A 25,047-nucleotide genomic window follows, 5' to 3' on the forward strand; every position below is an offset into this window, starting at 1 on the left:
ATGAAAGCCTTCGCCACCCTTCTTGACCGCCTGGTTCTCACCCCGTCGCGCAATGGCAAGCTGAAGCTGCTGACCGATTATTTCCGCGATACGCCTGATCCTGACCGGGGTTACGGTCTCGCAGCCATTGCCGGGACGTTGGACCTTAAAAGTGTCAAACCGGCCCTGCTGCGCGAGCTGGTGCTGGAACGCATGGACGAGGTGTTGTTCCGCTATTCCTATGATTATGTGGGCGATCTCGCCGAAACCATTTCGCTGGTCTGGGGCAATATCGGCGGTGCTGACGATTCAGAGGCACAGGATCCGCGTCTTGGTGAAGTGGTGACACTGATGAATTCGCTTGGCCGTACGGAGGTGCGCGGTGCGGTGCGTGATCTCCTGGATCGGCTCGATACGTCCTCTCGTTTCGCTTTCCTCAAACTTGCCACCGGCAGCCTGCGCATCGGTGTTTCGGCTCGGCTGGCGCGTCAGGCGCTGGCGGATTTTGCGGGGAAAGACATCATCGAGATCGAAACCCTTTGGCACGGGCTGGCGCCGCCCTATACGCCGCTTTTCGCATGGCTCGAGGGCAAGGCGGACCGCCCGGTGCTGGCAACGCCCGCCATCTTCCATTCGGTGATGCTGGCGACGCCGGTGGCGGATGGCGACCTCGATGGGCTGGACCCCGCCGACTACGCCGCCGAATGGAAATGGGACGGTATTCGTGTGCAATTGTCCCGCGCCGGTGGGACACGGAAACTCTATTCCCGTTCAGGCGACGATATTTCAGGCGCCTTCCCTGACGTTCTTGACGCGATCGATTTCGAAGGTGTGATGGATGGTGAGCTGCTGATTGGCGGCACAGCACGGTCCAACAATCTCACCCGAACCTTTTCTGACCTGCAGCAGCGACTGAACCGCAAGACGGTGACGGCGAAGATGCTGGACGACTATCCCGCCTTTATCCGCGCCTATGACCTGCTGTTCGACGGCGAGAGCGATATCCGCGCGCAGACCTATCTGCAGCGTCGCGGCCGGCTGTCTGACATTATCGAACATGCACCGCATGACCGCTTCGACCTATCGCCACTGATCGGCTTTTCCAGCTGGCAGGAGCTCGATACGCTACGCGCCGCACCGCCCGATCCGGTCATCGAGGGCGTCATGATCAAGCGCCGCGACAGCACCTATCAGGCCGGGCGCGCTAAAGGCCCCTGGTTCAAGTGGAAACGCGATCCTTACAATATCGACGCCGTCATGATGTATGCCCAGCGTGGCCACGGCAAAAGATCGAGCTATTACTCCGATTTCACCTTCGGTGTCTGGGCGGAGGGGGAGGACGGCGAACAGCTCGTGCCTGTCGGAAAGGCTTATTTCGGTTTCACCGATGCGGAGCTTGAGGTGCTGGACAAGTTCGTGCGCGACAATACCGTCGAGCGTTTCGGCCCGGTGCGGGCGGTGCGGGCCACGCCGGATTTCGGTTTCGTGCTTGAAGTTGCCTTCGAAGGCATCAACCGCTCTACCCGCCACAAATCCGGCGTCGCCATGCGGTTCCCCCGCATTGCCCGGCTGCGCGCCGACAAGTTGCCGGCCGAAGCCGACAGGCTTTCAACACTGGTGGCGATGATCGACGGTGTGGAAGGCTAGGGTGGCACGATCGCCTGTTTATTTCCATGGGCGTCACAGCCGGGGCGAGGCGACGTCCAGAAATTGCCATGATGGCTGCGAATACATTGTTGTCATTCGCGAATCCGTGATTGGACAGCCTCCCGCCGCAGTGCTGAACTGCTAATGCAACCATCCTCGTCAGGTGACCATATGGCAGACAAACGCTTTCTTTCCTCACCCTTCGGACGGGAAGAGAGCGGCACGATCTCGCCGGGCATGACGCGGCGTGGATTGCTCGCTGGCGCAATGGGGCTGTCAGCAGCGCTTGTCCTGCCGCCCGCCGTGAAAGCGGGCATTCCGACACCTGAAGTCTTGCCGCTGGAACGGCAGGATTATGCGGAGGCTCGCCGACGTTTCCACACCCACCTGCTGCGCAAGATGTCGGCGCCGGAGAAGTCCTCGGCGCTTGGCACACCGCCCGGGGCGGAGCGTGTCACCTATCGTGGCGGGCCGGATGGCTCGATCGAACTTGTCGCCTGGCTCTCCCACTACCAGCCGTCAAAAACACTGAAACCGGCCGTCCTCTTCCTGCATGGCGGCAACGCCACCGGGGATGGCCATTGGGCGCTGATGAAGCCATATTGGGAAGCGGGCTTCGTTGTGCTGCTACCGTCCTTTCGTGGCGAAAACGGCCAGAACGGCAATTATTCAGGCTTCTACGACGAAACCTCGGATGCGCTGGCGGCGGCCACCTATCTTGAAAATCTTCCCGGCATTGACAGAGCTCGCTTCTTCATCGCCGGCCATTCCAACGGCGGCACGCTCACGCTTCTGGCAGCCATGAGCCGTAAATTCCGTGCTGCGGCCCCCATATCCGCTGGCGTCAATTCATGGCGCTATTTCAACCGCTATAGCGAGGAGATCTGTTTCGACGAAACCGACGAACGCGAATTCATCATGCGCTCCTCCGTCTGTTTCGGCCCCAGCCTCAAATGTCCGGCACTGCTGTTGCGCGGCACGGAGGAACGACCTTTCGACGCCGATCACCAGCTTTTTGTGGACCGCGCCCTGACCTCGGGTTTCAGGGTCGACAAGAAGCTGCTGGCGGGAACTCATAATGGTGTCGTCCCCGGTGCAGTGGCGGAAAGCATCCGTTTTTTCAACGGCTTCGCGTAAACGCGATGTTGCACCGTCCGTAGGCGTGTGGTGTCCTACGTCTTGACGATGGACGTCTTGGCCTGCTCTGCCCACCATGCGCCGTCTTTTTTGTCGGCATATTGGGCGCGCTTGTTGGTGAATTGGCCCTGGGTGCAAATTTCCCGGTAGTTGCGGACCGGCAGCCCCAGTTCCTTGACGACGGCATGCACCACGGTTGGGCCCGTCATGTCATAGACGCTGACGAGCGTCCCTTCTTCGATATTACGGGCAATACGATCGGCTATCAGCCTGAGCGCCGGGTGGCCGGGTTTCGACGCCATGAAATAGTTGGTGATTTCGCCGTTCTTCATGGCAATGAAAACGGCTTCTTCATCCGTATCGATCACATCTTCGGGCCGGGCCGCAAAATTGGAATCAATATCCAGATAGATGCCGCCTTCCTGCAGAAGAACGAGAATGCGCCAGAAATCCGCTTTGGCGGCGCCCACCTGCAGTCGACGGAAGGCGTCCGCATAACGTCCGGGAAAATGGCGGTCGATATAGGCCTGACACGCCTCGTCATCATGGTAACGATATTCGAATTCCGGCGTCAGCCAGCGGTTGAACAGGAAATTCGCATAGATCGGCGTCGTGACCCGATTGGAGTAATTCGTCTGCCAGATAATGCGAGGGATGGCTTTTTCCGTTTTTGGGCTGCGTCTGGCAGGCTGATGCTGCGGGAGCGTTTTTCTCCTGCCGGGCCGGATGAACAAATCGATGGAAAAAATGACCTTGGCGATGTTTCCACCGATCTTGATCGCGCGGTACGCGATGCGGTTATAGCCATGCTTTGCCAAGTTCAGCGCTCCTGCGCGTGGAATCGATTGTCACGCACGTGGAAACGGCGGTACGCGGTATTTATTGGACGCAATTAGTTTGTCAATATGCCGTAAATGAGACGGTCGGGCCTCGATGGACGAGACCCGGCCGTCTTGCACGCAAATGGAATGTCAGCCCCTGTTGCGGTTGAAATATCCAAGCAGCCGCATTGCATTGGCGGTCACCAGAACCGTGGCGCCCGTATCGGCGAAGACGGCAAGCCACAGGCCGGAAAGGCCGGTAACTGTTGTGACCAGGAACACCGCCTTCAGGCCGAGCGCAATCGTCACGTTCTGTCGGATATTGTTCATGGTGGCGCGCGAAAGGCCGATGAGGCGGGCGGCGTCGCCGACATTGTTGCGCATCAGCGCCGCATCCGCCGCTTCCATCGCCACGTCCGTGCCCGAGCCGATGGCAACACCGACGCTGGCCGCCGCAAGGGCCGGCGCATCGTTGATGCCGTCACCCACCATGACCACGGTCTTCTTTTCGGCAAGCTTGCGGATTTCCTCGACCTTGTTCTGCGGCAGGAGTTCACCGCGCGCTTCTAGGCCCAGCTTGTTGCCGATGGCACGCGCCGTGCGGGCATTGTCACCCGACAGCATCAGCGAGGAAATGCCCATTTCCTTCAGCGCCTTGACGCCTTCGGCGGCATCCTTGCGCGGCTCGTCGCGCATGGCGAAGAGGCCGCTTGCCGCACCGCCGGCCATGACGACAGCCACCGTCTTGCCTTCGCTTTCCAGCGCAGAGATGCGATCGGAGAGGTCCTTTGAAAGCGTACCGACCTCAGTCGCAAAGCGCGGTGCGCCTATAAACAGGTCCTTGCCGCCGACATTGCCCTGCATGCCGCGACCGGAAATCGCCTTGATGTTGGAACCGGGCAGCGGCTTGACGCCGGCCTTTTCGGCATGATTGACGATCGCGCGGGCGAGCGGATGGCTCGACTCGTTCTCGATGGTCGCGGCCTGCGCAATCAGCTCGGCCTCGTTGCCATCAACAGTGATCACATCCGTCACGACAGGCTCACCAAGCGTCAGCGTGCCGGTCTTGTCGAAGGCGACGGTTTCGGTGCGCGCCAGCATTTCGATGACCGCGCCGCCCTTCACCAGCATACCGTGGCGTGCCGCAGCCGAAAGGCTGGAGGCGATGGCGGCGGGAACCGAGATGACCAGCGCGCAGGGGCAACCGATCAGGAGCAGCGCGAGACCACGGTAAATCCAGGTATCCCAGTCGCCGAGACCGGCGAGCGGCGGCACGATGATGGTCAGCACCGAGATCGCGACGATCAGCGGCATGTAATAACGCGAGAAGCTCTGGATGAAGCGCTCGGTCGGCGCGCGGGCATCCTGTGCTTCTTCGACCAGCGTAATGATGCGGGCGATGGTGTTGTCTTCCGGCGCACGGTCGACGCGGATGCGCAGCGAACCGTCATGGTTGATCGAGCCGGCAAAGACGCGGTCGCCCTTGTCCTTGGCGACGGGAATGCTTTCCCCGGTCATCGGCGATTCGTCGACGCTGGACTGGCCGTCGATGACAACACCATCGGCGGCGATACGGTCGCCGGGGCGCGCCACGACCACCTGGCCGATGCGAACCTGATCGGCGGAGACCTGCCGAAGCGCGCCGTTTTCCTCCACCATCGCCGTTTTCGGTAGCAGTGAACCGAGCGCCTTGATGCCGGAGCGGGCGCGGGCGGCGGCAAAGCCTTCCAGCAATTCGCCGACGGAGAACAGCAGCACGACGATAGCCGCCTCTTCCGCCTCGCCGATGATGATCGCGCCGATGGCGGCAATGGTCATCAGCATCTCGATGGTGAAGACAGCGCCGAAACGGGCAGCATTAAAGGCATTGCGTGCGATCGGGAAGAGCGTGACCAGCGTGGCGACGATGAAGGCGTAACTACCCCAGGCCGGGAAGGTCAGTTCCGCCGCATAGGCAATCGCGACCAGAATGGTGCCGGTGAAGGTGTTGCGCGCCTTGGCGGTGCGCCACCATGCACCTTTTTCGTCCGCGCCATGGGCGTGCCCTATCTCGGCGCTCTGGTTTGCGGCGGCAGGTGCGGCAGCGTGGGAATGGCCCGCATGGTCGTGTCCGTGATCGTGACCTGAATGATCATGGCCGGAGTGATCGTGGTCATGCCCGTTGCAGGAATGCTGCTCGTCTCCCGAATGGTCATGCGCCGCGTGGTCGTGGCCGGAATGATCATGCCCGCAGTGATCATGACCGGAATGATCATGATCGTGATGGCCACCGCATGTCGCGTGATCATGATCGTGTTCGTGCTTTTGATCCGGCGTTTTTTCGCGCGCGGCCTTCTCCTGCGGCAGCAGGGCCGGCTTGAAGCCGAGCTTGCGCAACGTATCCTCGATCTTTTCCACCGGGGTTTTGTTTTCGGCAAGCGAAAGGTTCAGCCGCTCGCGGGCCACCGACACCTTGACGTCAGCAACGCCGGGCAGGCGGGACAGTGCGGTTTCGATCTTGGCCGCGCAGCTGCCGCAATCCATGCCGCCGACCGAAAAGGTCAGCGCATTGTTGTTTTCAATAGCCGTTTGGGGCGTGTCATTATGGTGACCGCCGCAGGAGGAATGGTCGTGATGATCGGCCTCCACCTTTGCTGCGGGCGCTTTTTCGCGCGGCAGCAGAGCGGGCTTGAAGCCGAGCTTGCGCAACGTATCCTCGATTTTTTCCACCGGGGTTTTGTTTTCGGCAAGCGAAAGGTTCAGCCGCTCGCGGGCCACTGACACCTTGACGTCGGCAACGCCCGGCAGGCGCGACAGCGCGGTTTCGATCTTGGCCGCGCAGCTGCCGCAATCCATGCCACCGACCGAAAAGGTCAGGGCCTCCGGTTCCCCGTTCAAACTGCCGCGTGTCGAAATATTCATGGTTTCGCTCCTGAATTCCACTCGACAGCCAATCTGGCACCTCTAGCAACTAGAGCTTCAAGAGAAAAAATGCAGTTCTTCGATTTTTTTTGAAAAACCGACGCCAGCTTCGCGCCAGCCGCGCGGTCCATCATGGCCTCAGATTGGATTCCATGAAGCGGTTCAGATGATAGCACTCCTTTTGAAAAACGGTCGCCGGGCGGCCTCTCTGGTCGGGCTTGCCCTGCTGCCCCTGATGAGCGGCTGCCTTTTCGTGACGGATACGACCCGGATGGATCCGGACGTCTTCGTCAGGGAAACGGCGCCGGTGTTCAATTTCAATTCCGTCAGCTCCAATCGCCAGCCGGAACTGCCGCCGCAGCCGGGCCAGCTTTCGACGCGCCCGCCGGATCTGTTCCGAACCCGCTTCCATCAGGAATATGGCCCGCCGGTGCGCGGCCAGGGGCTGCAGGCCCCGCAGGTGCAGGGCTATAATGTGCCCCAGGGTCAGAGCCAAGGCCAGGCGGTGGCCTATGGCCTGCCGGTCTCCAATCCGCTGCACCGGGTCATGTATGGCCCGATCCGCGACGAGGACCGCTCGCTGCCGGCTATTCCCTATGGCCGCATCGATCCGCGTTATCTCCGGCAGGAAGTCAGCTACCAGACGGCGGAAGCGCCCGGCACCATCGTGGTCGATACGAAGCAGCATTTCCTTTATCTTGTTCAATCCGGCGGCAAGGCCATCCGCTATGGCGTCGGGCTGGGACGTGACGGTTACGCCTGGTCGGGCCGTGGCAAGATCCAGTGGAAGGCCAAGTGGCCGCGCTGGACGCCGCCCGATGAAATGGTCAAGCGCCAGCCGGAACTCGCCTCCATCTCCGCCGCCAATGGCGGCATGACACCGGGTCTGAACAATCCGCTCGGCGCACGCGCGCTTTATATCTTCAAGGATGGCAAGGACACGCTGTACCGCGTGCATGGCACGCCGGACTGGCAGTCTGTCGGTAAAGCGACGTCCTCCGGCTGCGTGCGCATGCTCAATCAGGATGTGATCGATCTCTATGAGCGCGTGCCGCAGGGTGCGCAGATTGTGGTTATCTGAACACGATCTAAAAGAAAGAGATAGGGGACCCATTCCGTCAGCAGCTTGTGACTGGCTTTTAGCGGTCGGTTAACTATTTTCGCAATACGCATGATACGGAACAAATGACGTACAACGGCGATCTAGCCGTTCGAAATGTGGGACAAACCGGCCTTATGACAAGCACCGACACAGATCTTTCCAGACGCACCTTTCTTTCCCTTCTTGGCCTTTCTTCCGCTTCGCTTCTCGCAGGCTGCGCCTCATCGGGCACGGGAGACGCCATCCGCCAGCAGGCAAGTGCCATTGGCAGCGATTTCCGCCAGATGTTCTCGTCCGGCGTCAGCGACGCGGAACTGGCCGTCATGTACGGCTCGGTCGAGGATGGCGGTTACGTCATTCCTGCCGTGCCGTATCAGAAAATCGACCGGCGTTATTACCGCCAGCGGGTCGTTGATCCGACGGGCGAACGTCCAGGCACCGTGGTCGTCGATACGCGTTCGCGCTTCCTTTACGTGGTGGAGCCGGGCGGCAGCGCCATGCGTTATGGCGTCGGCATTGGCCGCGAAGGTTTCGCCTGGTCGGGCGAGGGCGTCATCCAGTGGCGTCAGAAATGGCCGAAGTGGACACCGCCGGACGAAATGGTCGCCCGCCAGCCGGAACTCACCAAATATTCCTCCAAGAACGGCGGCATGCCGCCGGGCCTGAAGAACCCGCTCGGCGCCCGCGCGCTCTATATCTTCCAGAATGGCAAGGACACACTTTACCGCCTGCACGGTTCGCCGGAGTGGAACTCCATTGGCAAGGCGGTCTCCTCCGGCTGCGTGCGCCTGATGAACCAGGACGTCATCGATCTCTACGACCGCGTGCCGCAGAAGGCGCGTGTCGTGGTCTGGCAGTGAGCCGCGACTTCTTCATATGAAAAAAGGCGGCTCCGTGCCGCCTTTTTTGTTACGTCAGGGTCGGGTGAGGCTGTCCTTCAGCGCATTCACCCGGTCGCGGATCTGCACCAGCTCTTCCAGCCCGCAACCAGTGGCATTGCCGATTGCCGCCATGATCTTCACGCCCTCTTTTTTAAGGTTCGCGCCCTTTGGCGTCAGGGCCACCAGCACCTGTCGTTCGTCCACCGTCCCGCGCTTGCGGGTGATCAACCCCGCATGCTCCAGCCTTTTCAGCAGCGGGGAAAGGGTGCCGGAATCGAGCCCCAGCATTTCGCCGAGCGCCTTGACGGTGGAGGTCTCTTTCTCCCATAGCGCCATCATGACCAGATATTGCGGATAAGTCAGCCCGATTGGGTCGAGCAGCGGTTTGTAGGCCCTTGTGAAGGCATGCGCCGCGCCGTAAAGCGCAAAACATATCTGCTGGTCCAGCCTCAGCAGGCTTTCCATCTTCTTGTCGTCGCCCTCTGCACCCATTTTCCTGCTCCAAAATCAACCGGGGAGGGAACAATCGGCCCCCGCTTTCGGTTCCTGCCGCATGGATGCGCGGCGAAATTTCGTGAAAATTATCGCAAAAAACGAATTCGCATTCAATGTGCAAAATTATATTGCGCACAATTCAATTGTTCGCTATAAGAGCCTCAACGCCAACCCGAAGGAGTAATGTCATGCCAATTCTCTACACGACCAAAGCATCTGCCACCGGTGGCCGCGCCGGTAACGCCAAGTCGGAAGACGGCGTTCTCGACGTCACGCTCACTGTTCCCAAGGAACTGGGCGGTGATGGCGCCCGCGGCACCAATCCGGAACAGCTTTTTGCAGCCGGTTATTCCGCCTGCTTCCTCGGCGCCCTGAAATTCGTCGCCGGCAAGGAAAAGGTAAAGATTCCTGAAGACACCACTGTGACGGCAACCGTCGGTATCGGCCCGCGCGAAGACGGCGGCGGCTTCGGCATCGAAGTCTCGCTGAAGGCCAATATTCCTGGTGTCGAGCGCGAAGTTGCTGAAAAACTGGTTGCTGCTGCGCACATCGTCTGCCCCTACAGCCACGCCATGCGCACCTCCACGGAAGTGCCGGTCTCGGTAGCCTGATTTTTCAGGTCTGAAATGTGGGGCGGGTTCATCCCGGCCTGAAGTGGACCGCGACGTCTCCTCCGCATGCCGGACTAGATCCGGCATCCAGGCCCCGGCGCGTCTGCGCCTTGAAAGGAGTCTATCGCGATCAAGGACTTGATCGCGCTGGACCCCGGATCTAGTCCGGGGTGACGGGGCGGGGCGCCCTGCACACGATAAATATCAGGCTTGGGCACTGGATCGTCATTCCTGCGTTCATTCCGCCCTTCTTGTTTGCAGAAAGAAATGTGCTATATTCTTTCCAAGGAAAGGATAGACCCATGAATATTCACACCAAGGCCACGGCGGACCCCGCATCGCAAGGCAGGGTCGTCACCAAGGCTGTCATCGCCGCCGCGGAGCGGCTCGGCCTGAATGCCGCCCGCACGGCGGATATTCTTGGCGTTTCCGCGCCCACGGTGTCGCGTATGAAGCGGCTTGATTTCCTGCTGGAGCCGGGTGCCAAATCCTTTGAACTGGCTGTGTTGCTGATCCGGGTTTTCCGTTCGCTGGATGCGATTGCCGGCGGCGACGAGGCCGTGGCGAAAAGCTGGCTGCGCAATCATAATACGGCGCTCGGCGCCGTACCTGCCGACAAGCTGACTACCATTACCGGATTGATCGATGTCCTCTCCTATCTGGACGCCCGACGCGCTCCTGTCTGAAAAACGCGCTGCGGCGGGAAAATACTGGCGGTTGGTGGAGGCGCAGCACCAGGTTTCCACCATGAAGCTGGTGGATACGGTGGAAGAGCAATCGCTGCTGGAAGATATTCTGGAGGCGAGCAAGCGGCCGTTTCCACCCGAATGCGCCGGTTTTGATTATCTTCTCGCGACGCCCTTCCGTTATGGCGCAGCCTATCCGCATGGCTCGCGGTTCCGCCGCGCGGGTTATACCGAAGGCGTTTATTACGCCGCCGCGAAGGTGGAAACGGCGCTTGCTGAAATGGCCTTTTACCGGCTGCTGTTTTACGCCGAATCGCCCGGTACGCCGCTGCCTGCCAATCCAGCCGATTATTCCGCCTTTGCCGCCCGCGTCGCCACCGATGCCGCGCTGGATCTGACCGAACCGGCACTCAACCGCGACGAGGCCCTGTGGACTGATCCCACGAATTACGAAGCTTGTCAGACACTGGCGGATCAGGCGCGTCTCGCCCGGATCGAGGCCATCCTCTACCGCTCGGTGCGCGATCCGGCAGGCGGCCTCAACATTGCCATCCTGTCGCCGAAGGCCTTTGCCGAAAAATCGCCGGTGGAGCGGATGAGCTGGCGCATCCATCTTTCGAAAACCGGGGTGCAGGCGCTGTGCGAATTCCCGATGCGGCGAACCGGTTTTTCGGCCGCGGATTTTGCCGGTGATCCACGCCTCGCCAGCCTGCTGGGCTGACGGGCGTTCTCTGTTTCATCCTCTTGGTGGGCCGATGATGTCAGGCGGAAGCGAAAAACGCTTCCGGGTCGTCAACTTCCACCAGCCTGCGCTTGTCGATCAGCCAGAAGCGGTTACCTACCGTCCGCACAAAACTCCTGTCATGCGAAACGAAGACGCAGCTGGCTTCACGGCTGATGATTTCCGCCTCCAGCGCTTCCTGTCCCTCGATATCCAGATGGTTCGTCGGCTCGTCCAGCAGGTAGAAATTCGGCTCCGCCAGCCTGAGCGCCAGCATGGCAAGTCGCGCCTTCTGCCCGCCTGAGAGCGTGGCGATCCGGCGTTTCTGCATTTCCATGTCAATGCCGGCGCCGGCGAGCAGGCCGTGGATGCGCTGGTCGCCGATGTCGAAGCGATGCGAGAGAAGCGTCGCCGGCGTGCTGTCGTCATCGATGTCGGCAAGCGACTGGTCGACATATCCGGCTACTAGCGAGGGCGTGGCCTTGATGCCCTCCTGAATATGGCCATCACCCGTCACCGCCGCCTGCAGCAGCGACATCAGCCGTGTCTTGCCGACACCGTTGCGGCCGAGAATGACGATGCGGTCGCCCTGGCGGATGAATTGCCGGCCGGTGCGAAACAGCACCGTTCCGTCCGGCGTGGAGACGGCCACATCCTCCAGCGTTACCAGTACCTTGGCATGGGTGCCGCGATTGGCGAGCTGGATTTTGCCGGCGGATCGTTCGATATGGGCAGGGCGCGCTTTCTCCTCGATCCTTTCCGCACGCTCGCGCAATTGCTTGGTTTTAACGGTCAGGAGATCGCTGCCGGAATTGATGCCGATATTGTTGAGCTTGGCCGCCTGCCGGCGCAACTGCTGTGCGGTTTTCATGTCGCGCTGGAAACGCCGCTCATCGGCGGCGTCCTCCTCCTCCAGCGCCGCGCGCGCACGGCCATAGGGCAGGCGAAACAGCGCCGAGTTCTCAGGCCGCAGGAAAAGCGTCGTCCGCGTGACATTGTCGAGAAAGGCGCGGTCGTGGCTGACGATGATGACGGCCGTGTCGCGCGGCAGGGCGCCCAGCCAGCTTTCCAGCACGTTGATCTTTTCAAGGTCGAGATGGTTGGTCGGCTCGTCGAGCAGCAGCACGTCAGGCTCTGTGATCCAGGCCTTGGCCAGCATGGCAAGCCTCTGCCAGCCGCCGCTCAGTTCTTTTAGGCGACGCTCGCGGAACGGCTCCGGCACCAGCATGTCATCGAAGATGATGTCTGCGCGCCAGCTTTCGCTATCGATCGTATCCGCCGGCAGGGCGGAAAGCACGGCATCCCGCATGGTCAATTCCAGCAGGGCGGCAGGTGGATTTTGGCGCACGATGGACTGGGTGAGCCCGCGCAGCCGGGTGATGTCGCCGCTACTGGGCTCGATGTCGCCCACCAGGCAATTGAGCAGGGTGGACTTGCCGCAACCATTGGCGGCGACGATGCCGATGCGGTCGCCCGCATTCACGGTGAGGCTGAGATTGGAAAAAAGCGGTTTGCCAAGGATGATACCGAGGTTGCGCAGCGTAATGATGGTCATGATGTCGTCGCTGGCGAAGACGGACCCGCACCGTTGCCTGCGCGTGCAGGACGGGGTTTCGGTTATCGGTGATCCGTCGTGAAACTATGCGCAATGGCAGACGAACTGCGTCCTGCGCGGCCTTTTAGGCAAACCAGAGGGTGGTGTTCCGGTCAGCCCTGCAAACGTGTCCGCAGGGCAAAAAGGTGGCAGAGCTGACGATTGCGCCAGAAGCAGGAAATATCCATGCGAAGCCTCCTTTCTTGAAACGGGTTGAACCGCCCGACCATTAACAGCGGCGGCGATCCGTTGCAACCCACTTTGAGAAGGGGTGGGTAGGGCCGATGCGGCAAGGCCTACCCGGTGTGAGATTTAGTCGATGCCGCACCTGATCCTTTCAGCCGGGCTCGTTTGGCCCGCTGGCGTCATTGGTTGCCGACACGCGCCCGCAGTTCTTCGACATGAGCGGCGATTTCAGGTGTCACCGCGTCGCCGAAGTCTTCCATTTCAAACATGGGGCGGATTTCGATTTCGCTGCGCTCCAACATCGGGTTCGGGCAGCGTTTTACCCATTCTACCGCCTCGTCCATGTCCTTCACGTTCCAGATCCAGAAACCGGCGACCAACTCGTTGGTGTGCGGGAAGGGACCGTCGATCACGGTGCGGCTGTCGCCGTCGAAGATCACGCGCTTACCCTTGGAGGAGGGGTGCAGGCCGTCGCCGGACTGCATGATGCCGGCATTGACCAGTTCTTCGTTGAATTTCCCCATTGCCTCCATCAGTTCCGTCGTCGGCATCACGCCGTCTTCGCTGCTTTTTGTGGCTTTTACAAAAACGATTGCACGCATGATCATTCCTCCTGAATTGGGTTTCGTTCAGTTTCGCTCTCCGGCGCGACAACCGGATGACAGTCTTGCCGGGGCGCTCCGCCCCTGTCAGCCAAGATCGATGAGGTCGCGGCGCAGTCTTTCAGGGTCACCGCTTCCAATCTTTGCTTCGATTTCCGCATGGGTCTGCTCCCATATCGGGAACGCGGCGGCGAGTACGGCCATCCCCTCAGCCGTCAGCCGCAGCCGTTTGCCGCGCTTGTCCTTCGGGTCCTGTTCGATGCTGACCAGCCCGCGCCGCTCCAGCGGCTTCAGCGCCGCCGTCAACGTCGTGCGGTCCATCGCCAGAAGATTGGCGACCGGCCCCATCGGCGGCGGCTCCGGGCGGTTCAGCGACATCAGCAGCGAAAATTGACCATTGTTGATGCCCACCGGCTTCAACGCATTGTCGAACAGCCGTGCCAGCGCCCGTGCCGCACGCTGTGCATGCAGGCACAGGCAGGAATCACGCACGAGAATGGTTGTCGCAAAAGGAATCACGCTGACGTTTGACATGGGTTGAATATGTTGATATCAACCTAATTAGTCAAGCGGAACTTGGTGCTCCGCAGACTGTTTGTTGCCTTTCAGCACAGAAATAGGCGGTGCCGGCCGTTGGGACGGAGCGGCGCCGAGGTGAAGGACGGATCCAAGGAGGAAAGATCATGTCTCATGCCGTCGTTTCGAAAGAGGAGTGGCTTGCGGCCCGCCGCGATCTGCTGGTGAAGGAAAAGGAATTGACCCGTGCTCGTGACAGGCTGAACGAAGCCCGTCGCGCATTGCCGTGGGAGGAGGTGACGAAGGATTATATCTTCGACGCGCCTTCCGGCCCCAAATCGCTGCAGGAGCTGTTCGGTGATTGCAGTCAGCTGATCGTCTACCACTTCATGCTGGCGCCGGACTGGGAGGAGGGCTGCGTTGGCTGCTCCTTCTTCGCCGATCACGTCGATGGCGCGCTGATCCATCTCAAGCATGGCGATGCTGGCTTCGTCGCGGTGTCGCGGGCACCGCTTGAAAAGATCGAAAGCTACAAAAACCGCATGGGTTGGAAATTCCCCTGGGTTTCAGCCGCAGGCACGGATTTCAATTACGATTATCAGGCCTCGTTTCGCGACGAGGACATGGCAAGCGGCGAAATCACCTACAATTACCGTGACATGGCGCCCTATGGCGACCTGAAGGACCTGCACGGCATCAGCGTTTTCGCCAAGGGCGAGGACGGCAAGATCTATCACACCTATTCCACTTATGCCCGCGGCGCGGAGCAGACGCTCGGCACATTGATGCTGCTCGATCTGGTGCCAAAAGGCCGTAATGAAGAGGGTGTAATGGATTGGGTGCGCCGCCACGACCAATATGAGGACGCGCCGAAAGCCGCATCCTGCTGCCACTGAAAACGGCAAGACGAGAGGAGGAGACGACAATGGAAATGGAAAGCGTCAAGCCGCAGAAGGAACACGAATTCCTGTCTAGGCTCGTCGGCGACTGGGTAATGGTTGCCGGCCATGAAGGATACGATCCTGATGATCCGGACCAGCGTTTTACGGAGACCGTCCGCTCCATCGGCGGGTTGTGGGTCATCGGCGAAGGCTCCGGCAGGATGCCTGACGGCGACCGGATGACGGCCGTCATAACGGTCGGCTTCGATCCGGCCAAGGGCAATTTTGTCGGCACCTGGGTAGGGTCGATGATGACGCATCTCTGGGTCTACAAGGGCTGGCTGGAAGAGGACGGCAAGACCCTGACGCTGGAAGCGGAAGGCCCCGCTTTCGACGGTTCCGGTGGCACCGCGGCCTATCACGACGTGCTGGTGCTGCATGATGACAATCACCGCAGTTTCTCCGGCAGCGTCAGGCAGCCGGACGGCACATTCAAGACCTTCATGACATCGGAGTTCCGGCGCAAGTCGTGAAGCTCGCCCGGACTTGATCTGAACGAACGTGCCGCCGCGCCCTGCGGCGGGCGCTTGCCGAAACACCCGCCAAACCCTCCATAGGAGACGACAATGTCCGATACGCATGGAAAATTCATCTGGGTCGAGCTGATGACACCCGACATGGAAGCGGCCGCCCGCTTTTATGGTCATGTCGTTGGCTGGCAGACCAAGGATTTCGGCTCGCCGGAAATGCCCTATCTCGTGCTGGAAGCCGACGGCAAGGGCATGGGCGGCGTCATGGAACTGACCGACGAGCACAAGGGCCAGGGCATTCCGCCGAACTGGACGGCCTATGTCGATGTCGACGATGTCGACGCGACGGCGAAGCTTTTCGCCGAAAAGGGTGGCGCAATCCGACGCTCGCCCCAGGATATCCCGGAAATCGGCCGCTTTGCCGTGGTCGCCGATCCCTACGGCGCGGTACTCTGCATCATGACGCCGCTGCCGATGGAAACCGGCGGGTTTCCGGAGGACACGCAGCAAAAGCAGGGCCATGTCGGCTGGTACGAACTCTTCACCGACAATGTCGATGAGGCCATGGCCTTCTACGGCGATGTTTTCGGCTGGACCAAGGACCATGATTTCGACATGGGCGAAATGGGCCCGTACCGCATCTTCGCCCACAAGGGTAAAGCCGTTGGCGGCATCATGAAACGCATGCCGCAGGTTCCCGTCTGCCACTGGGGTTATTACTTCAATGTGGATGGCATCGATGACGCCATCACCCGCGTCAGCACCGGCGGTGGACAGGTCGTCAACGGCCCGATGGAAGTGCCCGGCGATAGCTGGATCGTCAATTGCGTCGATCCGCAGGGCGCCTATTTCTCGCTGGTGTCGCAGAAGAAATAATCATCTTTTCCGACGATCTGCCGGGGTAACTTCCGGCAGATCACCGCTCTCTCGACAGGCGGACATGGTCGATAAAGGCCCGCAGCTTCGGCGCAAGGTTGCGACGGCTGGGATAATAAAGATAAAACCCTGCGAAGCTGGGCGAATAGTCTTCCAGCATGGAAACAAGCTCTCCGCGCTCCAGATAGGGCCGGAATGTCTCTTCCATGCCAAAGGTAATGCCTGCACCGGCACAGGCGAGCTTGATCATCAGCTGCATGTCGTTGGTGGTGAAAGCAGGCTCCACCGCCACCGCAAACTCCCGGCCGCTTTCGGCAAATTCCCATCTATATGGCGCAATACCCGGACGAGGCCGCCAGCCGATACACCTGTGCTCGATCAGCTCGCGTGGCTGGCCGGGCAGGCCGAATCGGTCCCGGTAGGAAGGAGAACAGACGGCAAGCTGCCGCTGGGGAACTGATACCGGAACGGCAATCATATCCTGTTCGATAAGCTCTCCCAGACGCACGCCGGCATCGTAATGCTCGGCGACAATATCGAATTCTTCATCCGTCACGACGATGTCGAGCTGCACTTCGGGATGTGCCTCGGCAAAGCTTGCGAGCAGAGGTCCCGACAAGAAACGTTCTGCAATGGACGACACCGCCAGCCGAAGCTGACCGCGCACCGTGCCGCCAAGCGATGAGGCCGCCTGCGCCGCCTGCGAGATCGCGCCTATGGAAGACGAGACATCAGCGTAAAGCTGCTGCCCCGCTTCCGTCAGGCTCACGCTGCGGGTGGTTCGTTGGACAAGCGCAATTCCCATTGTCTCCTCAAGCTTGCGGATGGTCTGGCTGACAGCGGAGCGGGTGACGCCCAGCCTGTCCGCGACGGCGCGAAAATTCCGTTCCTCGGCAACAAGGCAGAACGTCGAAACAGCATTGAGGTCAATGTTCATTGGTTAGAAATTCTATCCATTGAGGTAAATATTAAGGCGGTTATCGCGACAATGCCTGAGCGCTATCTTCCCTGCAACGGTCGATTTCGAAAAAGCCGACCGTAACAGCAAGGAGATAGCCATGACATTGAACAAAGTTGTTCTCATCACGGGTGCATCGAGCGGGATCGGTGAAGGCATTGCGCGAGAGCTGGCCGCCGCCGGCGCAAAACTGGTGCTCGGCGCGCGCCGGCTGGATCGCCTTGAGTCGCTGGCCGAAGAACTGCGCCGCACGGGCGCCGACGTCGTCGTCCATCCGCTTGACGTCACCGATAGGCGCAGCGTCGAAGCTTTTGCAGAGGCAGGCCGCAAGGCTTTCGGTGAGATCGACGTCATCGTCAACAATGCCGGCGTCATGCCGCTATCGCTGATGTCGTCGCTCAAGGTCGATGAATGGGACCGCATGATCGACGTCAACATCAAGGGCGTGCTTTATGGGGTCGCTGCGGTTCTGCCCGAGATGACCTCGCGTGCCTCCGGCCATATCATCAATATCGCCTCCATCGGTGCGCTGGCCGTTTCGCCAACAGCGGCCGTTTATTGCGCCACGAAATTTGCCGTGCGGGCGATTTCGGACGGGCTGCGGCAGGAAAACCGCGATCTGCGCGTCACCTGCATTCATCCCGGCGTGGTGGAAAGCGAACTCGCCCATACCATCACCGATCCGGCGGCTGCCGAACTGATGCAGAGCTACAGAGCCATCGCCCTGAAGCCCGATGCCATTGGCCGCGCCGTTCGTTACGCCATCGAACAGCCTGACGATGTGGACGTCAACGAAATCGTTGTCCGCCCCACCGCTGCCTGAGGAGATTGACATGAAAGCCATTTTTTCGACCGCGCTTGCGATTGCCATGCTCGCGGGATCTGCCGCCGCACTCGCAAATACGCAGCACATGGATGACCGGTTGAGACGCGGCGATGATGTCGTCCGCAGCCTCAACAATGGCCAGCCGCAAGCCAATCTGGAGCGCATGCGGCAGGAGTTTCCGTTCCTGGCGCAGGCAACGGAGGGATATGCCCTGGGTGAGGTCTGGTCGCGGCCGGGCCTGGATAACCGCACCCGCCAGCTGGCCGCCGTCGCGGTCATGGCGGCCCTTGGCGAGCGTGATCTGATGAAGGTCCACGCCGGCTATGCGCTGAATGTGGGCGCAACCGACGAGGAACTGAAGGAGATGATCTATCTGATCACCGTCCCGGCCGGTTTCCCAAAAGCCATCGCCGCATCACGCACGCTTGCGGAACTGTTCGAGGAGCGCCGCGCCAATGCCGCAACGGGAGTGGAGAGACAATGAACATCGTATCGACATCGGTTGCGCTTCTGCTTGCGGCGGCTTCCGCCGAAGGGGAGAACCGCAAGTCTGGCAACGCCACGGAAGTGAAGATGACGGAGACGGCTCAAATAAAGAACCACCCTTATGTCGGCATGTGGGTCACCGGCGATGGCCACATTCGTCAGGAACTTCTGCCCAATGGCCGCTATGACGAGGCGCGGGGTAACCGCAAGAGCGCCTATCAGGGACGATATGAGGTGAAGGGAAGCCACATCGACTATTGGGACGACACCGGCTTTACGGCCGATGGCGAATTCGTGGACGACATTCTCTACCACGGCGGCATGATCTTCTACCGCGAGAAGTGATAACCACGCCAATCAAGTGCCGCCCGATCCATCGAGAGCGGGCGGCGCGCCTGTTGCTATCGCTTCAAACTACCCAAAATCCCGCGCACGATGGCGCGGCCTACCGAAGTCGCGACCGAACGGGCAGCACTTTTCATCGCGGCCTCGATCACCGTTTCGCGCTGGTAGCCGGAACGGCGCGTGCCGCCGTTGCGTGAGCCGCTGGAATTTTGCGCAGGTTCGTCATCACCGAAGCCGGGCAGGCGCCAGCGGCCGGAGGCGTTGTCGGACTGGTTTTGGGCATTTTCTTCTTCAGCACGCTTCGCAGCCTCGGCCTCCGCCGCCTTCTGGGCACGGGCGGCAAGAATCTCGAAAGCCGATTCCCGGTCTATATCCTTGTCGTATTGGCCGGAGACGGGGCTGAGATCGATCAGCGATTTGCGTTCCGCATCCGTCAGCGGTCCGACGCGGCCGGATGGTGGCCTGACGAGCGTGCGCTCGACGATGGAGGGCGCACCCTTGTCGTGCAGGGTGGAAATCAGCGCTTCACCCGTGCCGAGCGTGGTGATGGTATCCGCCGTGTTGAAGGCCGGGTTCTGTCGAAAAGTATCGGCTGCCGTGCGCACGGCTTTCTGTTCGCGCGGCGTATAGGCGCGCAGCGCATGCTGCACGCGGTTGCCGAGCTGGGCAAGCACGGTCTCCGGCACGTCGAGCGGGTTCTGCGTCACGAAATAAACGCCAACGCCCTTGGAGCGGATGAGGCGCACGACCTGCTCCACACGCTCCACCAACACGCGCGGCGCATCGTTGAACAGCAGATGCGCTTCATCGAAGAAGAACACCAGACGCGGCTTTTCCGGATCGCCGACCTCGGGAAGCTCTTCGAAGAGTTCGGAGAGCATCCAGAGCAGGAAGGTGGCGTAAAGGCGCGGGTTCATCATCAGCTTGTCGGCGGCGAGAACCGAAACCGTGCCGCGCCCATCCGTGCCCACACGCATGATGTCGGCGATCTTCAACGCCGGCTCGCCGAAGAAATTGGCAGCGCCCTGCTGTTCGAGAACCAGCAGCCCGCGCTGCAGCGAACCGACCGAAGCCTTGGAAATCAGGCCGAACTGGTTGGAGAGTTCCGTTGCGTTTTCGCCCATATAGTTGAGGAGCGATTGCAGGTCTTTCAGATCGAGCAGCGGCAGCCCGCCCTGATCGGCGATCTTGAAGGCGATGTTGAGAACGCCTTCCTGCGCCTCGGAAGCATCCATCAGCCGGGCGAGCAGCAGCGGCCCCATTTCGGCGATGGTGGCACGCACGCGATGGCCTTTTTCGCCATAGAGATCCCAGAAGATGACAGGCGACTTGCCGTAGGAAAAATCGGTAAAGCCGATCTGTTCGGCGCGCTTCTGGACCCAGTCCTTCGCTTCGCCTTCGGCTGCGATTCCGGAAAGGTCACCCTTGATATCGGCGCAGAAGACCGGAACGCCGGCCTTCGAAAAACCTTCCGCCAGAACCTGCAGCGTCACGGTCTTGCCCGTGCCCGTCGCGCCGGTGATGAGGCCGTGGCGGTTGCCGAATTTCAGTTCGAGATATTCGCCCTTGTTCAGGCTGTCATCCGGATTGCGGCTGGTGCCGATATAGAGCTGTCCGTCCTGCAACATCGACCAATTTCTCCTGCGGCTGAAACACGACCCCTAAAATCGCGGCGGATTTTGCAAAAGTCATGTCCGAATTAAAAGTGTTCCGGCATGATAGGGAGACTCCGGCAGGGAGCAGCCCTTTCATAGTTTGGTTGCGATGATCTTATAAGGACAGTTTCAAGGCGCAACAACTGCTTGATGGCGATGAAGAAAAAGCGCTTGATGAAAGTTGCCGCACCGCTCATGGCCGCTTGAATGCCACATGAGATTGTTTTACGTTGACGTTAACGTCAGTTCGTAGAAGTTGACGTCGTTTTTCAACAGGAGGCAAGAATGAACGAAGTCGTGGATCAGATCGCCGCAAAGGCGGGGATCGACCCTGAACTGGCTGAAAAGGCCATTGGCATGATTCTCGGTTTTCTCCAGCGCGAGGCTGCAGACGGCCCGATCGCGCGGATGATCGAAGCCATTCCCGGCGCGAGCGAGCTGGTGGCGCAGTGTAATGGCGAAGGTGCCGGCGGCGGCGGTCTGCTCGGTGGCCTGATGAGCGCCATCGGCGGCGGCGGCATCATGGGGCTTGGCCAGCAGCTGATGAGCCAGGGCCTTGGCATGAGCGAGATTTCCACCCTCGCCAAGGAAACCATCGCCGCTGCCCGCCAGCATGCCGGCGATGAAACCGTCGATCAGGTGATCGCCTCGGTCCCTGGCCTCAGCCAGTTCGCCTGAGCCGGACTATTCCATCGCGGGGCGTGGCGGCTGTTCGTTGAACAGGCGCCGCGCCTCTTCTATTTCGGCATGGTGCGTTTCCGCCCATATCCACACCCCGCAAAAAGCGCTGCCCAGCGTGCGGCCAAGGTTCGTCAGGCCATAATCCACATGTGGGGGAATGACGGGATGCACCGTGCGGCGCACCAGCCCGTCGCTTTCCATCTGCCGCAGCGTCTTCGTCAGCATCTTCTGGCTGATATTGCCCACATGTTTGCCAATCTGCGTAAAGCGCAGCGTGCCGTGCTCTTCCAGCACTTCGAGAATGAGCATCGTCCATTTGTCGGCCACCTTGGCAATGATGTCCTGAACCAGCGCCTCTATTGCCGGATCTGTATCCGTCGGTGGCGGAACCTTGCGCCGGTTCTCGATGGCCGGGTCGGCTGCATGCCGCTTCATCTTACACTCTCCATTTGGTAAGTATAAATCTTTTGGGTGCCTACTTTCGATTGGAGAGTATCATAGCTAACTTCCTTTCAGCCAACAAGCAAAGGATGTTCCCATGAAAATCTCTGGCAATACCATTCTCATCACCGGCGGCGGTTCCGGCATCGGTCGTGCTCTGGCGGAGGCCTTTCACAAGGCCGGCAACAGGGTCATCATTTCCGGCCGGCGCAAGGCCGTGCTCGACGAGGTGACGGCCGCCAATCCCGGCATGGCCTCGATGGTGATGGATGCGACGGACGCGGCAGGCATCCGCGCTTTCGCAGAGGCTCTGGTAAAGGCCCATCCCACTCTCAACGCCGTCATCAACAATGCCGGCATCATGCGGCCGGAAGACATCGCCGCAGCCCCGGATTATCTGGACACGGCCGAAGAAACCATCGCCACCAATCTTCTTGCACCCATCCGCCTGACGGCGGCGCTTCTGCCGCATTTCCTCAAGCAACCCGCTGCGACGGTGCTGACGGTCTCCTCCGGCCTCGCCTTCGTGCCGATGGTGCTGACCCCCACCTACAGCGCCACCAAATCCGCCATTCATGCCTATTCGGTCGCTCTGCGCGAGCAGCTTGAAGAGACGCCGGTGGAAGTCATCGAAATCGTGCCGCCTTACGTGCAGACGACGCTGATGGGCGAGGAGCAGGCGAAGGATGAAAGAGCCATGCCGCTTGATGCCTTCATTGCCGAGGTCATGGATATCCTCGAAAATCGTCCGGACGAGAAGGAAGTGGTGGTGGAACGCTGCAAGCCGCTGCGGTTTGCCGCGCAGAACGGAAATTTCGATCAGGTCTTCGCCATGATCAACCATATGCATCCTTGAGCGGCAGCGTCTGTCGCATGGGGACATCCTGTGATAGCGTCGCGCTCCTATCTGAGGAGTGCGTGCTTTCATGGCCCAAGGCCGGTTCCTGATGCCGAAAACCAGCATGCCCGGTGTCGTCGCCGTAGTGGCGGATAGCGATCGTTCTTTCCCACGCCATATGCATGATCAATTCGGTATCGGCGTCATCGAACGCGGCGCGCAGAAATCGCTTTCCGGCCGTGGCATGGTGGAAGCGGCCGCCGGTCAGGTCATCACCGTCAATCCCGGCGAGATACATGACGGTATCCCGCTCGGGGAGGGCGGCCGCGCCTGGCGGATGCTCTATCTCGACATCGATATCGTGCGCGATGTCATTGCCGATGTCTGTGAGAAGGATCGCGGCTTTTTCGAATTCGCCTATCCTGTTGATGCAAGGCCTTTGGCGGAGCGGTTCAACGCTGTCTTTTCCGCCGTCACTGCGAAGGAACGACCGGGCGAAACCCTGCACAGCGACGAGACCTTGCTGATGCTTCTGGCGGCTGCGATGGAGACGGCGGCTAAACCGCCAGTGGTGACCTCGCCCGACACCATCAGGCGCGCGAAAAGCAGCATCGATGACGACCCTGCCCACCCGTTCCGCCTTGCCGATCTGGCCGCGGAAGCCGGCATGAGCCAATTCCGTTTCCTGCGCGCCTTCGCAAAAGCAACCGGCCTGACGCCGCACAGCTATCTTCTCCAGCGGCGCGTCCATCTGGCCCGGCACGCGCTGGCCGGAGGTAAGCCGCCGGCCGAGGTTGCCTTCCTTGCCGGTTTTGCCGACCAGAGCCATCTGAACCGCGTTTTCGTGCGCCAGTTCGGGGTGACGCCGGCGGTTTACCGGGCGGCGACGGGCGGCGGATCGTCGCTCTCTTCCGTCATGCCGGACTAGATCCGGCATCCAGCCATGGCGCGTCTGCGCCGTGAAAGAAGTCTTTCGTGGTCAAGGACTTGACCACGCTGGACCCCGGCTCGGGGGCCGGGGTGACGGTGTGCGGATTTGGCCCTGCAATTTCATCCAAGACAACGATCCCACGCACCCTCATGCTCCTGCCCTTCACCCACAGGACACCGCATCATGACACCTGAATTCCTCATCACATCCTTCATCGTCGCCGCCTCTCCGGGCACCGGCGTGGTATACACGCTGGCTGCCGGCCTTTCGCAGGGGGCGCGGGCGAGCGTCATTGCGGCCTTCGGCTGCACGCTCGGTATCGTGCCGCATCTGCTCGCCGCCATCACCGGTCTTGCCGCCATCCTGCACACCAGTGCGCTGGCCTTTAGCGTGGTCAAATATCTGGGGGTCGCCTATCTGCTCTACATGGCGTGGAACACGCTGCAGGAGAATGGCGCGCTGAAGATCGATGAGACGAGGCAGCCGCAAAAAGCCGCCCGCGTCATCGGTGAGGCGATCCTCATCAATCTGCTGAACCCGAAACTGTCGATCTTCTTTTTCGCCTTCCTGCCGCAGTTCATCGCCCAGGGCGAGCTTTCACCGACAGGCCGGATGATCGAGCTCGGGCTGGTCTTCATGGCTATGACCTTTCTGCTCTTTGCGCTTTACGGCTGTTTTGCCGCCTCGGTCCGGCAGCAGGTCGTTTCGCGTCCTGCGGTTCTCACCTGGCTAAGGCGCAGCTTCGCCGCCGCTTTCGTGGCGCTGGGTGCGAAGCTGGCCCTGACCGAGCGATGAGATCGGAGCGAATGACCGACCGCCTCAGTTGTCCCAGTCGGGCGCGAGGTGGCCGGGGCTGACAATGCGGCCATTCGGCTTTGCCAGCGCATGGATTGCCTGCATTTCTTCTTCCGAGAGCGCAAAATCGAAAATATCGAAATTTTCCTTGAGGCGGCTTTCCGTCGCCGTCTTGGAAAGCGCCACGATATCCGGCTGTTGCACCGCCCAGCGAAGGGTTACCTGCGCGGCGGTTTTGCCATGCCTCGCGCCGATATCCTTCAGAACAGGGTCGTTCGGCACCTTGCCGTCGGCCATCAGGTAATAGGCTGTCACCGACATGCCGTGCTTGCGCGCAGCCGCAATCACCTTCGTCTGGTCGAGATAGGGGTGATATTCGATCTGGTTGGTGGCAAGCGGCGTGTCGGACAGTTTCACCGCCTCTTCGGTCAGCGCCACGTTAAAGTTGGAAATGCCGATATTGCGTGCCTTTCCAGCCTTGCGCACCGCGTTCAGCGCGCCCATGCGCTCGGCAAGCGGCACATCGCTCTTTGGCCAGTGCAGCAGCAAAAGGTCGACATAGTCGGTCTTCAGCTTTGCAAGACTCTCATCGACGGAAGCGAGAAAATCGTCGTGGCGATAGCGGTCCACCCAGACCTTTGTGGTCAGGAATATATCGTGCCGGGAAATGCCCGACTTGGCGATGACTTCGCCCACGGCCCCTTCGTTCTTGTAAATCTGCGCGGTATCGACATGGCGGAAACCGAGCTTCAGCGCCTCCGGGAGAATGCGCCTGACATCGTCTTCCGGAATGCGGAAGGTGCCGAAACCGAGGGCGGGAATGTTCGCGCCATTTGCGCTGACGTCATACATGGGATGTCTCTCCTGTTTGCTGAAACATGGCCGGCGCGGGACGCCGGGCAGGGAAGCCGTCTTTCATTAACTG

27 protein-coding genes are annotated in these 25,047 nt (G+C 60.5%); 17 read left to right on the plus strand and 10 right to left on the minus strand.

From position 1 onward, the window contains the following. On the plus strand, positions 1-1,626 hold the full coding sequence (locus tag DOU54_RS18055) for a cisplatin damage response ATP-dependent DNA ligase (RefSeq protein ID WP_004440496.1): 1,626 nt from the start codon (positions 1-3) through the stop codon (positions 1,624-1,626). Positions 1,627-1,797: 171 nt separating this feature from the next. After that, the gene (locus DOU54_RS18060) at positions 1,798-2,763 is read left to right on the plus strand and encodes an alpha/beta hydrolase family protein (protein ID WP_034495910.1); all 966 of its coding nucleotides are present in this window, start codon (positions 1,798-1,800) and stop codon (positions 2,761-2,763) included. A gap of 35 nt (positions 2,764-2,798) precedes the next feature. Here the strand turns inward: DOU54_RS18060 and DOU54_RS18065 are convergent, their stop codons facing one another. Together DOU54_RS18065 and DOU54_RS18070 are read right to left on the minus strand one after the other, a co-directional pair. Then, entirely contained in the window at positions 2,799-3,581 is a 783-nt protein-coding gene (locus DOU54_RS18065) for a glycosyltransferase family 32 protein (RefSeq protein ID WP_004440500.1), read from the minus strand. Positions 3,582-3,734: 153 nt separating this feature from the next. Beyond that, positions 3,735-6,485, minus strand: coding sequence for a heavy metal translocating P-type ATPase (locus DOU54_RS18070; RefSeq protein WP_113382193.1), 2,751 nt, complete (start codon positions 6,483-6,485; stop codon positions 3,735-3,737). Between the two features lie 166 nt (positions 6,486-6,651). Between DOU54_RS18070 and DOU54_RS18075 the strand changes: the two genes are divergently transcribed. Further along, positions 6,652-7,566 carry a L,D-transpeptidase gene (locus DOU54_RS18075; protein WP_035209470.1) on the plus strand — a complete coding sequence of 305 codons (915 nt, stop codon included), beginning with the start codon at positions 6,652-6,654 and terminating at the stop codon, positions 7,564-7,566. A gap of 155 nt (positions 7,567-7,721) precedes the next feature. Beyond that, the gene (locus DOU54_RS18080; protein WP_004440507.1) at positions 7,722-8,447 is read left to right on the plus strand and encodes a L,D-transpeptidase; all 726 of its coding nucleotides are present in this window, start codon (positions 7,722-7,724) and stop codon (positions 8,445-8,447) included. 54 nt (positions 8,448-8,501) lie between these two features. On the opposite strand, the gene DOU54_RS18085 is transcribed toward DOU54_RS18080, so the two are convergent. Next, entirely contained in the window at positions 8,502-8,960 is a 459-nt protein-coding gene (locus DOU54_RS18085) for a MarR family winged helix-turn-helix transcriptional regulator (protein ID WP_004440509.1), read from the minus strand. A 191-nt stretch (positions 8,961-9,151) separates the two neighbouring features. Here DOU54_RS18085 and DOU54_RS18090 point away from each other — a divergent pair, with 191 nt between their 5' ends. From DOU54_RS18090 to DOU54_RS18100, 3 genes are all read left to right on the plus strand, one after another. Continuing rightward, positions 9,152-9,574: an organic hydroperoxide resistance protein gene (locus DOU54_RS18090; RefSeq protein WP_003509379.1), complete on the plus strand. Its 423-nt coding sequence runs from the start codon at positions 9,152-9,154 to the stop codon at positions 9,572-9,574. 302 nt (positions 9,575-9,876) lie between these two features. Beyond that, positions 9,877-10,260, plus strand: coding sequence for an MbcA/ParS/Xre antitoxin family protein (locus tag DOU54_RS18095; protein WP_004440515.1), 384 nt, complete (start codon positions 9,877-9,879; stop codon positions 10,258-10,260). Then, positions 10,220-10,981, plus strand: coding sequence for an RES family NAD+ phosphorylase (locus tag DOU54_RS18100; protein WP_004440518.1), 762 nt, complete (start codon positions 10,220-10,222; stop codon positions 10,979-10,981). The genes DOU54_RS18095 and DOU54_RS18100 overlap by 41 nt, the downstream gene beginning before the upstream one ends. 40 nt (positions 10,982-11,021) lie before the next feature. Here DOU54_RS18100 and DOU54_RS18105 read toward each other — a convergent pair whose 3' ends face one another. The 3 genes from DOU54_RS18105 to DOU54_RS18115 all read right to left on the minus strand — a co-directional run bounded on the left by DOU54_RS18105 (position 11,022) and on the right by DOU54_RS18115 (position 13,897). Next, a complete protein-coding gene (locus tag DOU54_RS18105; protein ID WP_113382192.1) occupies positions 11,022-12,536 on the minus strand; it encodes an ABC-F family ATP-binding cassette domain-containing protein in 1,515 nt (504 codons plus the stop codon). Between the two features lie 404 nt (positions 12,537-12,940). Beyond that, positions 12,941-13,363, minus strand: a complete 423-nt coding sequence (locus DOU54_RS18110) for a YciI family protein (protein ID WP_004440523.1) — start codon at positions 13,361-13,363, stop codon at positions 12,941-12,943. An 87-nt stretch (positions 13,364-13,450) separates the two neighbouring features. Continuing rightward, positions 13,451-13,897: a MarR family winged helix-turn-helix transcriptional regulator gene (locus tag DOU54_RS18115; RefSeq protein WP_006700023.1), complete on the minus strand. Its 447-nt coding sequence runs from the start codon at positions 13,895-13,897 to the stop codon at positions 13,451-13,453. Between the two features lie 149 nt (positions 13,898-14,046). On the opposite strand from DOU54_RS18115, the gene DOU54_RS18120 reads away from it, so the two are divergent. From DOU54_RS18120 to DOU54_RS18130, 3 genes are all read left to right on the plus strand, one after another. Beyond that, positions 14,047-14,775, plus strand: a complete 729-nt coding sequence (locus DOU54_RS18120) for a DUF899 domain-containing protein (RefSeq protein ID WP_113382191.1) — start codon at positions 14,047-14,049, stop codon at positions 14,773-14,775. Positions 14,776-14,804: 29 nt separating this feature from the next. Then, positions 14,805-15,293: a DUF1579 domain-containing protein gene (locus tag DOU54_RS18125; RefSeq protein ID WP_113382190.1), complete on the plus strand. Its 489-nt coding sequence runs from the start codon at positions 14,805-14,807 to the stop codon at positions 15,291-15,293. 93 nt (positions 15,294-15,386) lie between these two features. Next, the gene (locus tag DOU54_RS18130) at positions 15,387-16,166 is read left to right on the plus strand and encodes a VOC family protein (RefSeq protein ID WP_113382189.1); all 780 of its coding nucleotides are present in this window, start codon (positions 15,387-15,389) and stop codon (positions 16,164-16,166) included. Between the two features lie 40 nt (positions 16,167-16,206). Here DOU54_RS18130 and DOU54_RS18135 read toward each other — a convergent pair whose 3' ends face one another. Continuing rightward, the gene (locus DOU54_RS18135) at positions 16,207-17,103 is read right to left on the minus strand and encodes a LysR family transcriptional regulator (RefSeq protein WP_112553437.1); all 897 of its coding nucleotides are present in this window, start codon (positions 17,101-17,103) and stop codon (positions 16,207-16,209) included. A gap of 121 nt (positions 17,104-17,224) precedes the next feature. Between DOU54_RS18135 and DOU54_RS18140 the strand changes: the two genes are divergently transcribed. From DOU54_RS18140 to DOU54_RS18150, 3 genes are read left to right on the plus strand one after another with little or no spacing between them, the layout of a single operon-like run. Further along, entirely contained in the window at positions 17,225-17,947 is a 723-nt protein-coding gene (locus DOU54_RS18140) for an SDR family oxidoreductase (protein WP_113382188.1), read from the plus strand. A 10-nt stretch (positions 17,948-17,957) separates the two neighbouring features. After that, the gene (locus DOU54_RS18145) at positions 17,958-18,434 is read left to right on the plus strand and encodes a carboxymuconolactone decarboxylase family protein (protein WP_162749700.1); all 477 of its coding nucleotides are present in this window, start codon (positions 17,958-17,960) and stop codon (positions 18,432-18,434) included. Next, positions 18,431-18,781, plus strand: a complete 351-nt coding sequence (locus DOU54_RS18150) for an Atu4866 domain-containing protein (RefSeq protein ID WP_113382186.1) — start codon at positions 18,431-18,433, stop codon at positions 18,779-18,781. The genes DOU54_RS18145 and DOU54_RS18150 overlap by 4 nt, the downstream gene beginning before the upstream one ends. Positions 18,782-18,837: 56 nt before the next feature. Here DOU54_RS18150 and DOU54_RS18155 read toward each other — a convergent pair whose 3' ends face one another. Further along, positions 18,838-20,409, minus strand: a complete 1,572-nt coding sequence (locus tag DOU54_RS18155) for a helicase HerA-like C-terminal domain-containing protein (protein WP_006700030.1) — start codon at positions 20,407-20,409, stop codon at positions 18,838-18,840. A gap of 312 nt (positions 20,410-20,721) precedes the next feature. Between DOU54_RS18155 and DOU54_RS18160 the strand changes: the two genes are divergently transcribed. Further along, a complete protein-coding gene (locus tag DOU54_RS18160; protein ID WP_113382185.1) occupies positions 20,722-21,114 on the plus strand; it encodes a hypothetical protein in 393 nt (130 codons plus the stop codon). A 6-nt stretch (positions 21,115-21,120) separates the two neighbouring features. On the opposite strand, the gene DOU54_RS18165 is transcribed toward DOU54_RS18160, so the two are convergent. Further along, the gene (locus DOU54_RS18165; RefSeq protein WP_006700031.1) at positions 21,121-21,552 is read right to left on the minus strand and encodes a winged helix-turn-helix transcriptional regulator; all 432 of its coding nucleotides are present in this window, start codon (positions 21,550-21,552) and stop codon (positions 21,121-21,123) included. Between the two features lie 103 nt (positions 21,553-21,655). Between DOU54_RS18165 and DOU54_RS18170 the strand changes: the two genes are divergently transcribed. From DOU54_RS18170 to DOU54_RS18180, 3 genes are all read left to right on the plus strand, one after another. Further along, the gene (locus DOU54_RS18170) at positions 21,656-22,414 is read left to right on the plus strand and encodes an SDR family oxidoreductase (protein WP_113731709.1); all 759 of its coding nucleotides are present in this window, start codon (positions 21,656-21,658) and stop codon (positions 22,412-22,414) included. 70 nt (positions 22,415-22,484) lie between these two features. Beyond that, on the plus strand, positions 22,485-23,324 hold the full coding sequence (locus DOU54_RS18175) for a helix-turn-helix transcriptional regulator (RefSeq protein ID WP_107340989.1): 840 nt from the start codon (positions 22,485-22,487) through the stop codon (positions 23,322-23,324). A 186-nt stretch (positions 23,325-23,510) separates the two neighbouring features. Further along, positions 23,511-24,122, plus strand: a complete 612-nt coding sequence (locus DOU54_RS18180; RefSeq protein ID WP_113382184.1) for a LysE family translocator — start codon at positions 23,511-23,513, stop codon at positions 24,120-24,122. Between the two features lie 24 nt (positions 24,123-24,146). On the opposite strand, the gene DOU54_RS18185 is transcribed toward DOU54_RS18180, so the two are convergent. Further along, on the minus strand, positions 24,147-24,974 hold the full coding sequence (locus DOU54_RS18185; RefSeq protein ID WP_045532509.1) for an aldo/keto reductase: 828 nt from the start codon (positions 24,972-24,974) through the stop codon (positions 24,147-24,149). Positions 24,975-25,047 lie beyond the last annotated feature (73 nt).

Source organism: Agrobacterium sp. MS2 (genome assembly GCF_003261015.1).
Classification (GTDB): domain Bacteria; phylum Pseudomonadota; class Alphaproteobacteria; order Rhizobiales; family Rhizobiaceae; genus Agrobacterium; species Agrobacterium pusense.

What these genes read in the sequence shown, in the direction of transcription:
- DOU54_RS18055 (WP_004440496.1), top strand. Translation starts at nt 1, where the DNA reads ATGAAAGCCTTCGCCACCCTTCTTGACCGCCTGGTTCTCACCCCGTCG.
- DOU54_RS18060 (WP_034495910.1), top strand. Translation starts at nt 1,798, where the DNA reads ATGGCAGACAAACGCTTTCTTTCCTCACCCTTCGGACGGGAAGAGAGC.
- DOU54_RS18070 (WP_113382193.1), bottom strand. Translation starts at nt 6,485, where the DNA reads ATGAATATTTCGACACGCGGCAGTTTGAACGGGGAACCGGAGGCCCTG.
- DOU54_RS18075 (WP_035209470.1), top strand. Translation starts at nt 6,652, where the DNA reads ATGATAGCACTCCTTTTGAAAAACGGTCGCCGGGCGGCCTCTCTGGTC.
- DOU54_RS18080 (WP_004440507.1), top strand. Translation starts at nt 7,722, where the DNA reads ATGACAAGCACCGACACAGATCTTTCCAGACGCACCTTTCTTTCCCTT.
- DOU54_RS18085 (WP_004440509.1), bottom strand. Translation starts at nt 8,960, where the DNA reads ATGGGTGCAGAGGGCGACGACAAGAAGATGGAAAGCCTGCTGAGGCTG.
- DOU54_RS18090 (WP_003509379.1), top strand. Translation starts at nt 9,152, where the DNA reads ATGCCAATTCTCTACACGACCAAAGCATCTGCCACCGGTGGCCGCGCC.
- DOU54_RS18095 (WP_004440515.1), top strand. Translation starts at nt 9,877, where the DNA reads ATGAATATTCACACCAAGGCCACGGCGGACCCCGCATCGCAAGGCAGG.
- DOU54_RS18100 (WP_004440518.1), top strand. Translation starts at nt 10,220, where the DNA reads ATGTCCTCTCCTATCTGGACGCCCGACGCGCTCCTGTCTGAAAAACGC.
- DOU54_RS18105 (WP_113382192.1), bottom strand. Translation starts at nt 12,536, where the DNA reads ATGACCATCATTACGCTGCGCAACCTCGGTATCATCCTTGGCAAACCG.
- DOU54_RS18110 (WP_004440523.1), bottom strand. Translation starts at nt 13,363, where the DNA reads ATGCGTGCAATCGTTTTTGTAAAAGCCACAAAAAGCAGCGAAGACGGC.
- DOU54_RS18115 (WP_006700023.1), bottom strand. Translation starts at nt 13,897, where the DNA reads ATGTCAAACGTCAGCGTGATTCCTTTTGCGACAACCATTCTCGTGCGT.
- DOU54_RS18120 (WP_113382191.1), top strand. Translation starts at nt 14,047, where the DNA reads ATGTCTCATGCCGTCGTTTCGAAAGAGGAGTGGCTTGCGGCCCGCCGC.
- DOU54_RS18125 (WP_113382190.1), top strand. Translation starts at nt 14,805, where the DNA reads ATGGAAATGGAAAGCGTCAAGCCGCAGAAGGAACACGAATTCCTGTCT.
- DOU54_RS18130 (WP_113382189.1), top strand. Translation starts at nt 15,387, where the DNA reads ATGTCCGATACGCATGGAAAATTCATCTGGGTCGAGCTGATGACACCC.
- DOU54_RS18135 (WP_112553437.1), bottom strand. Translation starts at nt 17,103, where the DNA reads ATGAACATTGACCTCAATGCTGTTTCGACGTTCTGCCTTGTTGCCGAG.
- DOU54_RS18140 (WP_113382188.1), top strand. Translation starts at nt 17,225, where the DNA reads ATGACATTGAACAAAGTTGTTCTCATCACGGGTGCATCGAGCGGGATC.
- DOU54_RS18145 (WP_162749700.1), top strand. Translation starts at nt 17,958, where the DNA reads ATGAAAGCCATTTTTTCGACCGCGCTTGCGATTGCCATGCTCGCGGGA.
- DOU54_RS18150 (WP_113382186.1), top strand. Translation starts at nt 18,431, where the DNA reads ATGAACATCGTATCGACATCGGTTGCGCTTCTGCTTGCGGCGGCTTCC.
- DOU54_RS18155 (WP_006700030.1), bottom strand. Translation starts at nt 20,409, where the DNA reads ATGTTGCAGGACGGACAGCTCTATATCGGCACCAGCCGCAATCCGGAT.
- DOU54_RS18160 (WP_113382185.1), top strand. Translation starts at nt 20,722, where the DNA reads ATGAACGAAGTCGTGGATCAGATCGCCGCAAAGGCGGGGATCGACCCT.
- DOU54_RS18165 (WP_006700031.1), bottom strand. Translation starts at nt 21,552, where the DNA reads ATGAAGCGGCATGCAGCCGACCCGGCCATCGAGAACCGGCGCAAGGTT.
- DOU54_RS18170 (WP_113731709.1), top strand. Translation starts at nt 21,656, where the DNA reads ATGAAAATCTCTGGCAATACCATTCTCATCACCGGCGGCGGTTCCGGC.
- DOU54_RS18175 (WP_107340989.1), top strand. Translation starts at nt 22,485, where the DNA reads ATGGCCCAAGGCCGGTTCCTGATGCCGAAAACCAGCATGCCCGGTGTC.
- DOU54_RS18180 (WP_113382184.1), top strand. Translation starts at nt 23,511, where the DNA reads ATGACACCTGAATTCCTCATCACATCCTTCATCGTCGCCGCCTCTCCG.
- DOU54_RS18185 (WP_045532509.1), bottom strand. Translation starts at nt 24,974, where the DNA reads ATGTATGACGTCAGCGCAAATGGCGCGAACATTCCCGCCCTCGGTTTC.